The 6,399-nt window shown below is 61.7% G+C and carries 9 protein-coding genes; 3 read left to right on the forward strand and 6 right to left on the reverse strand.

Annotated features, from left to right (window positions below):
* The 3 genes from EN914_RS19825 to EN914_RS19835 form a co-directional block, all read right to left on the reverse strand.
* Nucleotides 1-75 (reverse strand): biotin carboxylase N-terminal domain-containing protein (locus tag EN914_RS19825; protein ID WP_164778811.1); only part of this gene is annotated, 75 nt, incomplete at its 3' end.
* Nucleotides 75-308, reverse strand: coding sequence for an acetyl-CoA carboxylase (locus EN914_RS19830; protein WP_013533152.1), 234 nt, complete (start codon nt 306-308; stop codon nt 75-77). The genes EN914_RS19830 and EN914_RS19825, both read right to left, overlap by 1 nt.
* A 66-nt stretch (nt 309-374) precedes the next feature.
* Complete coding sequence (locus EN914_RS19835) at nt 375-1,097, reverse strand: LamB/YcsF family protein (RefSeq protein ID WP_024502406.1); 723 nt, start codon at nt 1,095-1,097, stop codon at nt 375-377.
* A gap of 135 nt (nt 1,098-1,232) precedes the next feature.
* Between EN914_RS19835 and EN914_RS19840 the strand changes: the two genes are divergently transcribed.
* Both EN914_RS19840 and EN914_RS19845 read left to right on the forward strand, forming a co-directional pair.
* Entirely contained in the window at nt 1,233-2,138 is a 906-nt protein-coding gene (locus EN914_RS19840) for a LysR family transcriptional regulator (protein WP_013533150.1), read from the forward strand.
* Between the two features lie 74 nt (nt 2,139-2,212).
* Complete coding sequence (locus EN914_RS19845; RefSeq protein ID WP_196815386.1) at nt 2,213-2,368, forward strand: hypothetical protein; 156 nt, start codon at nt 2,213-2,215, stop codon at nt 2,366-2,368.
* Here EN914_RS19845 and EN914_RS19850 read toward each other — a convergent pair.
* The gene (locus EN914_RS19850) at nt 2,352-3,092 is read right to left on the reverse strand and encodes an NADPH-dependent F420 reductase (RefSeq protein ID WP_024502408.1); all 741 of its coding nucleotides are present in this window, start codon (nt 3,090-3,092) and stop codon (nt 2,352-2,354) included. The two genes, EN914_RS19845 and EN914_RS19850, sit on opposite strands and share 17 nt — an antisense overlap.
* Nucleotides 3,093-3,446: 354 nt before the next feature.
* Between EN914_RS19850 and EN914_RS19855 the strand changes: the two genes are divergently transcribed.
* Nucleotides 3,447-4,046, forward strand: coding sequence for a TetR/AcrR family transcriptional regulator (locus tag EN914_RS19855; protein ID WP_024502409.1), 600 nt, complete (start codon nt 3,447-3,449; stop codon nt 4,044-4,046).
* Nucleotides 4,047-4,296: 250 nt separating this feature from the next.
* On the opposite strand, the gene EN914_RS19860 is transcribed toward EN914_RS19855, so the two are convergent.
* A complete protein-coding gene (locus EN914_RS19860; RefSeq protein WP_024502410.1) occupies nt 4,297-5,436 on the reverse strand; it encodes an alpha-hydroxy acid oxidase in 1,140 nt (379 codons plus the stop codon).
* Between the two features lie 101 nt (nt 5,437-5,537).
* Nucleotides 5,538-6,399 (reverse strand): isocitrate/isopropylmalate dehydrogenase family protein (locus EN914_RS19865; RefSeq protein ID WP_164778810.1); only part of this gene is annotated, 862 nt, incomplete at its 5' end.

Raw genomic sequence — 6,399 nt, forward strand, 5'->3', positions numbered from 1 at the left:
CCCCAGATCTTGCGCGGCCCGGATGATCCTGACCGCTATCTCGCCCCGGTTGGCAACCAGAAGCTTTTTCAGCATCAGTCGAGATCCGCAATAGGTGCGCCGGCCATGATGGGATCCTCATTGTCGGCAATGAAGCGGATGTTCGTACCGGCCGTCTCGGCCCTCACTTCGTGGAACGACTTCATCACTTCGATGAGACCGATTACGTCTCCGGCGGACACCGCGTCGCCATCCGCCTTGTATGGCGGCTGGTCTGGCGAAGCGCTGCGATAAAAAGTGCCGGGAAGAGGTGAAAGAATCTGGGCCATAAAAAGCTCCGGAAAACTGCGGACAGACTAATCTGGAACCGCCCGCGCGGGCGGGTTCGGTCGAGTTCAGTGCCAGGGGGCGATTGCGGTGCGCACGGCCCGGGCTATTTCGATGGCGTTCGGCGTATCGGAATGCACGCAGATGGTTTCGCAGCGTACAGGGAAGAAACTGCCGTCCTCTGCCGTGCCCTCGCCCTCCCTGATGGCGCGTACGCACCGCTCGGCCATCTCTGCGGGGTCCTTGGCGTCATGAACGCGTGTCAAGATCAGCTTGCCGGAGGCATCGTAGTCGAGATCGGCATAGAACTCAGCGACAAATGGGATACCGCGCTCTTGATAGATCTTCTCATGCAGGGTGCCCGTCATGCCGAAGAGGGGTACGCCGAAAATCTCTGCCGCGTCGCACACGCCATGGGCTATTGCCTCCTGCTGCATGGCCATGAAGTAGAGGCTGCCATGCGGCTTGATGTGGTGGAGTTCCACACCCTCGGCCTTGAGGAAGCCGGCAAGCGCTCCCACCTGGTAAATGATGGTGTTCCTGACTTCTTCGCGGGTCATCCGCATCTCGCGCCGGCCGAAACCCTGAATGTCGGGCAAGCCTGGATGGGCGCCGATCTTTACGCCACTCGCCTTGGCGCTGCGGACGGCGGTGTGCATGTGATCCGGATCGGAAGCGTGAAAACCACAGGCGACATTGGCAACGTCGATGATGGGCATCATGCCCATATCATCGCCAACCTTGTAGAGGCCAAAGCTTTCGCCCATGTCGCAGTTTAGCGTCACCGCCATCGCATTGTTACCCCTCGAAGCTGCCGTCTTTGCGGCGTTGCAGCATTTTTTGCGCATGCGAGGGCATTTGTGAAATAGTAGTTTATTGATTGTCATATCAAAAAAACAGATAATGGTTCTGGGCCAGGGCGCACCATGACCATCACCTTGAAACAGCTGGATTATTTTATCGCGACCGCCGAGAGCGGACAGGTCAGTCATGCCGCGGTGGAACTCAACATCTCGCAATCGGCGGTCACTGCGGCGATAAAGACGCTTGAGGCTGACCTGGGCGTACGGCTTTTGGAGCGTAACCACGCTGGCGTAAGACTGACGATGGAGGGCGCGCGGTTTCTTGAACATGCGCGTGTTATCACCGGGGCCGTTGCTGCCGCCGTCCGAAGCCCGTTGCGCGATAGGAAAGGCCTGGCGGGCAAGCTGCGGCTGGGCATGACCTACACGGTCGTCGGCTACTACATGTCGCGCCACTACGCGCGGTTTCGAAAGACCTATCCCGAGATCGAGGTCGAGGTGCTGGAATTGCCCCGAGACGCTCTCGAAAGCGGCTTGATGTGCGGGGACATCGACATGGCCGTGATGCTGGTGTCCAACCTGGAGCACACCAAGGAGTTGGCGCAGGAGGTCTTGATGCGGTCGAACCGCCGGCTCTGGCTTTCGGCTGATCATCACCTCCTCGCGCGGCAGGAGATCAGCCTCGCCGATGTGGCGGCGGAAGATTATGTCATGCTGACGGTTGACGAGGCACGCACGACGGCCGCCCGTTACTGGGATGCCGCGGGCCTTTCGCTCCGCGCCGTCCTTACCACCAGTTCGGTCGAGGCCGTGCGGTCGCTCGTGGCTGCCGGCATGGGGGTCACTGTCCTGTCCGACATGGTTTACCGCCCCTGGTCCTTGGAGGGGCAGCGCATCGAAGTGCGCGGGCTTGTCGAGCCCATCCCCACTATGGACGTTGGCCTTGCCTGGTCGCGTGACAGATCAATCGAACCGGCGGCTGCGGCCTTCCGGGCCTTTATGTCCGTAACCATGGGTGGCGGCGGCTAATCTCCTGCCGCCAGTCAGGCGCTATGGCTCAGGCTCGCTGGTTGAGCAGCGGAGCATGCCGCGCTCAGGAGCTGATGCCTCGCATCCTCAAGGGGGATTTCACCTTTGTCGCAAATTACCTCGTCATCGTCGTCCCTCAGGTTGCTCCCGACAAACAGAAGGAATTCTTGGACAGTCTTATTGGTCACCTCGGACCGGAACCGGAGAAGTTTCTCATCGGCGGGCGGTGACTTCACGGTTGCGGGCTACGATCTGCTCGTGGCGGAGGGGAGGCGTCGCCTCCATGAAGCCCTTGATCAGCGCGTCGCGAATTCCGGGTGCGCGCGCCTTTTCCGCCGTGGACAGCGCATCCTGAAGATCAGGCAACGTCAGTTCCGTGCAGTAGGCGGGCGTGCCCGGTTGCTGGCGCCAGGAATTCGCGAGATCGCCGGCATCAAGTGCGTCGAAACCGGTCTCGTTCACCAGTTCGCGTGCGATCGCTTTGGCATGCACATCATCGCCTGCGACGGGGATCGCGATGCGTCCGGTCATTCCGGCCGCTGCGCCACTTTCTGCGAGCGTTTGGGCGAGGACTGCATTGAATGCCTTGACCACTGGCCGGCCGAGTTGTTCGCTGGACCACACGCTTTCCGGCTTGCCATCGTCAACCTCCGCGATATTCCCGTCGCGCATGGGATAATAGTTGGAGGTGTCGATCACGACCACGTTGGCTGGTACATGGGCAAAGAGGCCGGCGACATCGGGGATCTTCGCAAACGGGATCGATAGAACGATCGCCTCGACATCCCTGGCTGCTTCGTGCGCGGCAACCGGGATCGCACCAACCTCCGTCGCTTTCTCGCCGATGTCCTCAGGCCCCTTCGAGCCCGCCAGCTTCACCGCGTGTCCGGCGGCCGACAGCTTTCGTGCAAGGGTGGTGCCGATATTTCCCGCGCCGATAATGCCGATCTTCATGCCGATTTCCTTCCAGATAATTGTGATTATGAGCTCAGCGCATGGTGCGCTGATCTATTCCGTATTGAGCGGACATCCAGAGGGTCGCGCAGGGCGGTGCTGCCGACGGAGCAGCCCGCCTCGAAACTCGTATAGCTCGCGGCATCTACTGACGGCGCGCGCCAGGCGCCAGGCAGGTTGCGGTGCCCGTTGTCCGGATGCATGCCGGTATCATCTGCCTGATCATCGTGTCCTCGTTTCGCTCGCTGATGCCGACCTGTTAGAATAATCGATCGGGGGCTATATGGAGACTCTCTCCGATTCGGCTTTTAGATGCGGAGAGTGTCTCCGGTATTCAAGGGTTCAAAGTCAGTAATGTCGCAATTGTCGGTCGCGTCAGCCCTGCGCAGGGACGCGCAGCATAATCGAGCGCACATTCTCGAGGTGGCGCGACAAGCGTTCGGCAACGACAGTGTTGACGTTTCGATGGATTCTATTGCGAAGCTGGCGGGCGTGGGAGCAGGGACGCTCTACCGCCATTTTCCAAACAAAGACGCCCTGCTGGCTGCGCTGTTAGTTCTTCATTATGAAGGCCTCGACCATCGTCGCGTTGAAATCGAAGCCGGGGAGAGCGATGCAGGCCGCGCACTCGAACTCTGGGTTGAAGCTCTCGGCGACTGGATGCTGGCTTATGAGGGCTTGCCTGAACCGTTACGGGCGGCTTGCGGAGTAGAATCCCCGCTGACGCCGACCTGCCATGCTGTCATCGCGACGACCGAGCGAATCCTGAAGGCTGCACAGGACGAAGGGCTTGCACGACGGACGATGACCGGGCGCGACATCTTTTTCGGGGCACTGGCGATCGCTTGGGCGAGCGGCGCAACGGCAGCGGGCGAAGACACCCGCAACGTGCTTCGCGACATTCTGAAGAACGGGTGGATGGAACCGAAAACAGCACCGGGCGGCCGACCTTAGTCTGCCTATCCGACTGCGCAGCCTCTCGAATTTAATCACGCCCGCCGCTAGCGGGTGTGCATCAAACAAGCGCTCTCTGACAGGGCGCCGTTGGGCTTGGGAAGGAGCGGCGTGCGAGGGCGGCAATTGGTCGCCCGCCCGCAGCCGCTTGCACAACCGCGATAGCAAAACCTTGGCATGATGAGGAAGAATATTGGACGAGCGGGGGTTTTCTGTACCTCTTGACCAAGCGTGAGCACTCGTCTTGGCGCTATGCTATCATTTCTGATCCCGCTTCCTGAAAACGGGGGATCCCGCAGAGCCTGAGGCAAGTCACCACTTCGTCCAGGATGATATCCAGTGCCTTGGCCACGCCGGGCTCGCCAGCCACGGCGCCGAACAGGGCGGCCCGGCCGATCGCCGCGACGGTGGCGCCGCGTGCCTTGGCCTTGACGATGTCCGTGCCCGTGCGGATACCGGAATCGATGAGGATCGGGATTTGGGCGCCAAGTGCCTGACGGATAGCGGGCAGGGCATCGATGCTCGATACAGCACCGTCGAGCTGGCGGCCTCCATGGTTGGACACCCAGATGCCATCGGCACCAGCCGCCACCAGTCGCGACGCATCGCCCGGGTGCAGGAGGCCCTTGACCAGCAGCCGGCCTTTCCACCAGTCGCGGATCTGGCGGAAATCGTCCCAGTCGAAACCTGCATGAAGGCTGCCGCCAACACGCGCGGCGATCGTCAGGCCGGCGCTGTTGTCACCGAGATAGCCGCGGACGTTCTCGAACTGGGGCAGACCGCCGCGCAGCAGGCGCAGCGACCAGCCAGGATGAAGCATGCCTTCCCAGAGATGCCGGGCCGAAGGCCGCAGTGGGATAGATATGCCGTTCCTAAGATCCTTTTCGCGCTTGCCACCGGCTTGCAGATCAACGGTCACCACCAGCGTCGAATAGCCAAATTCTTCCGCTCGCCTCACCAACTGGCGATTGAAGTCGAAATCCTTGAGCACATAAAGCTGGAACCACAGCGGCCCCTGTACGGCTCGCGCCATGCCTTCGATGCTGGCCGTGGCCATGGTGGAGAGCGTGTAGGGGATGCTGCGAGCGGTTGCCGCCCTCGCGATGGCAATGTCGGCTCCGGGCCTGACCAGCGCGCAGGAGCCCATCGGGCTGATCACCAGCGGTGTTGGCAAGGTCTCGGACCAGAGCGTCGTGGAAACGTTCGGATGCGAAACATCGATAAGCACGCGCGGCAAAAGTCTGATCTTTTCGAAATCGCTTCGATTGGCGTTGAGGGTGAGTTCTTGCCCCGCCCCGCCATCGATGAATTCGAAGACCGACTTCGGCAGACGACGGCGGGCAAGCCTGCGAAAGTCCTCGACCGAAACATGGCGATCGAGAGCGCCCATCTCAGGTCTGGACCTTGTGCCCGCCGGCAATGAATATCCGGCGCATGAGCGTCTGGCCGACCTTGCCAGGTCCAACAAGATTTATCCTTGGCTTGGTCATATCAGTCGCGCCCGGCCGTGAGCCGGTCGCAGACCGAACGGGTTATCTCGCTGGTCGACGCCCTGCCTTTCAGGTCGGTGCTCAGAAGCCCGTTGGCCAGGCAGTCCTCGGTCACGCGACGGATGCGCGCTGCGGCCTGGTTGAGCCTCTCGTCGCCATGCTTGTGGCCGAGCCAGTCGAGCATCGAGGCTGCCGACAGGATCGTCCCATAAGGGTTGGCGATACCCTTGCCGGCAATGTCGGGTGCCGAGCCGTGCGCGGCCTGAAAGAAGCCGTTGGCCGCGCCGATCTCGGCTGAAGGCGCCATGCCCATCCCGCCCACCGTCGCGGCGGCGAGGTCGGACAGGATGTCGCCGAACATGTTCTCGCTGACGATGACGTTGAAATGGCCCGGTTTCACCACGAGATACATCGCCATGGCGTCGACCAGCGCGTGCTCGGTCGCGATATCGGGATAGTCCTTCGCCACTTCGTCGAAGACGGAGCGAAAGAAGGCATAGCTGCGCAGCACGTTGGCCTTGTCGCAGCAGGTCACCCGGCGCACGCCGTCACGGGGCGCGCCGCCCGACTGGCGCGCCAGTTCGAAGGCCTTGCGTGCGATGCGCTCGATGCCGGAGCGGGTCTGCACCAGCGTGTCGACCGCCACTTCGCCGCGCAACAGCGCGCCCGATCCCCGCGCGGCGTAAAGCCCTTCGCTGTTCTCGCGCAAGATGATGTAGTCGATATCGCCGGCCTTCACTCCGCTCAACGGGCTCGGCACGCCCTCGAAGAGCCTGACGGGGCGGATATTGGCATAGAGATCGAGTTCGAAGCGCAGCCTCAGCGTGAAATCCAGGCCTGCTTCGGTCCCATCGGGATGGATG

Source organism: Mesorhizobium sp. M7A.F.Ca.CA.001.08.2.1, assembly GCF_003998455.1.
In the GTDB taxonomy this organism is placed as follows: domain Bacteria; phylum Pseudomonadota; class Alphaproteobacteria; order Rhizobiales; family Rhizobiaceae; genus Mesorhizobium; species Mesorhizobium ciceri.

Bases quoted from the DNA above. Each gene is read 5' to 3' on its own strand.
- EN914_RS19830 (WP_013533152.1), bottom strand. From the start codon at position 308: ATGGCCCAGATTCTTTCACCTCTTCCCGGCACTTTTTATCGCAGCGCT.
- EN914_RS19835 (WP_024502406.1), bottom strand. From the start codon at position 1,097: ATGGCGGTGACGCTAAACTGCGACATGGGCGAAAGCTTTGGCCTCTAC.
- EN914_RS19840 (WP_013533150.1), top strand. From the start codon at position 1,233: ATGACCATCACCTTGAAACAGCTGGATTATTTTATCGCGACCGCCGAG.
- EN914_RS19845 (WP_196815386.1), top strand. From the start codon at position 2,213: ATGCCTCGCATCCTCAAGGGGGATTTCACCTTTGTCGCAAATTACCTC.
- EN914_RS19850 (WP_024502408.1), bottom strand. From the start codon at position 3,092: ATGAAGATCGGCATTATCGGCGCGGGAAATATCGGCACCACCCTTGCA.
- EN914_RS19855 (WP_024502409.1), top strand. From the start codon at position 3,447: ATGTCGCAATTGTCGGTCGCGTCAGCCCTGCGCAGGGACGCGCAGCAT.
- EN914_RS19860 (WP_024502410.1), bottom strand. From the start codon at position 5,436: ATGGGCGCTCTCGATCGCCATGTTTCGGTCGAGGACTTTCGCAGGCTT.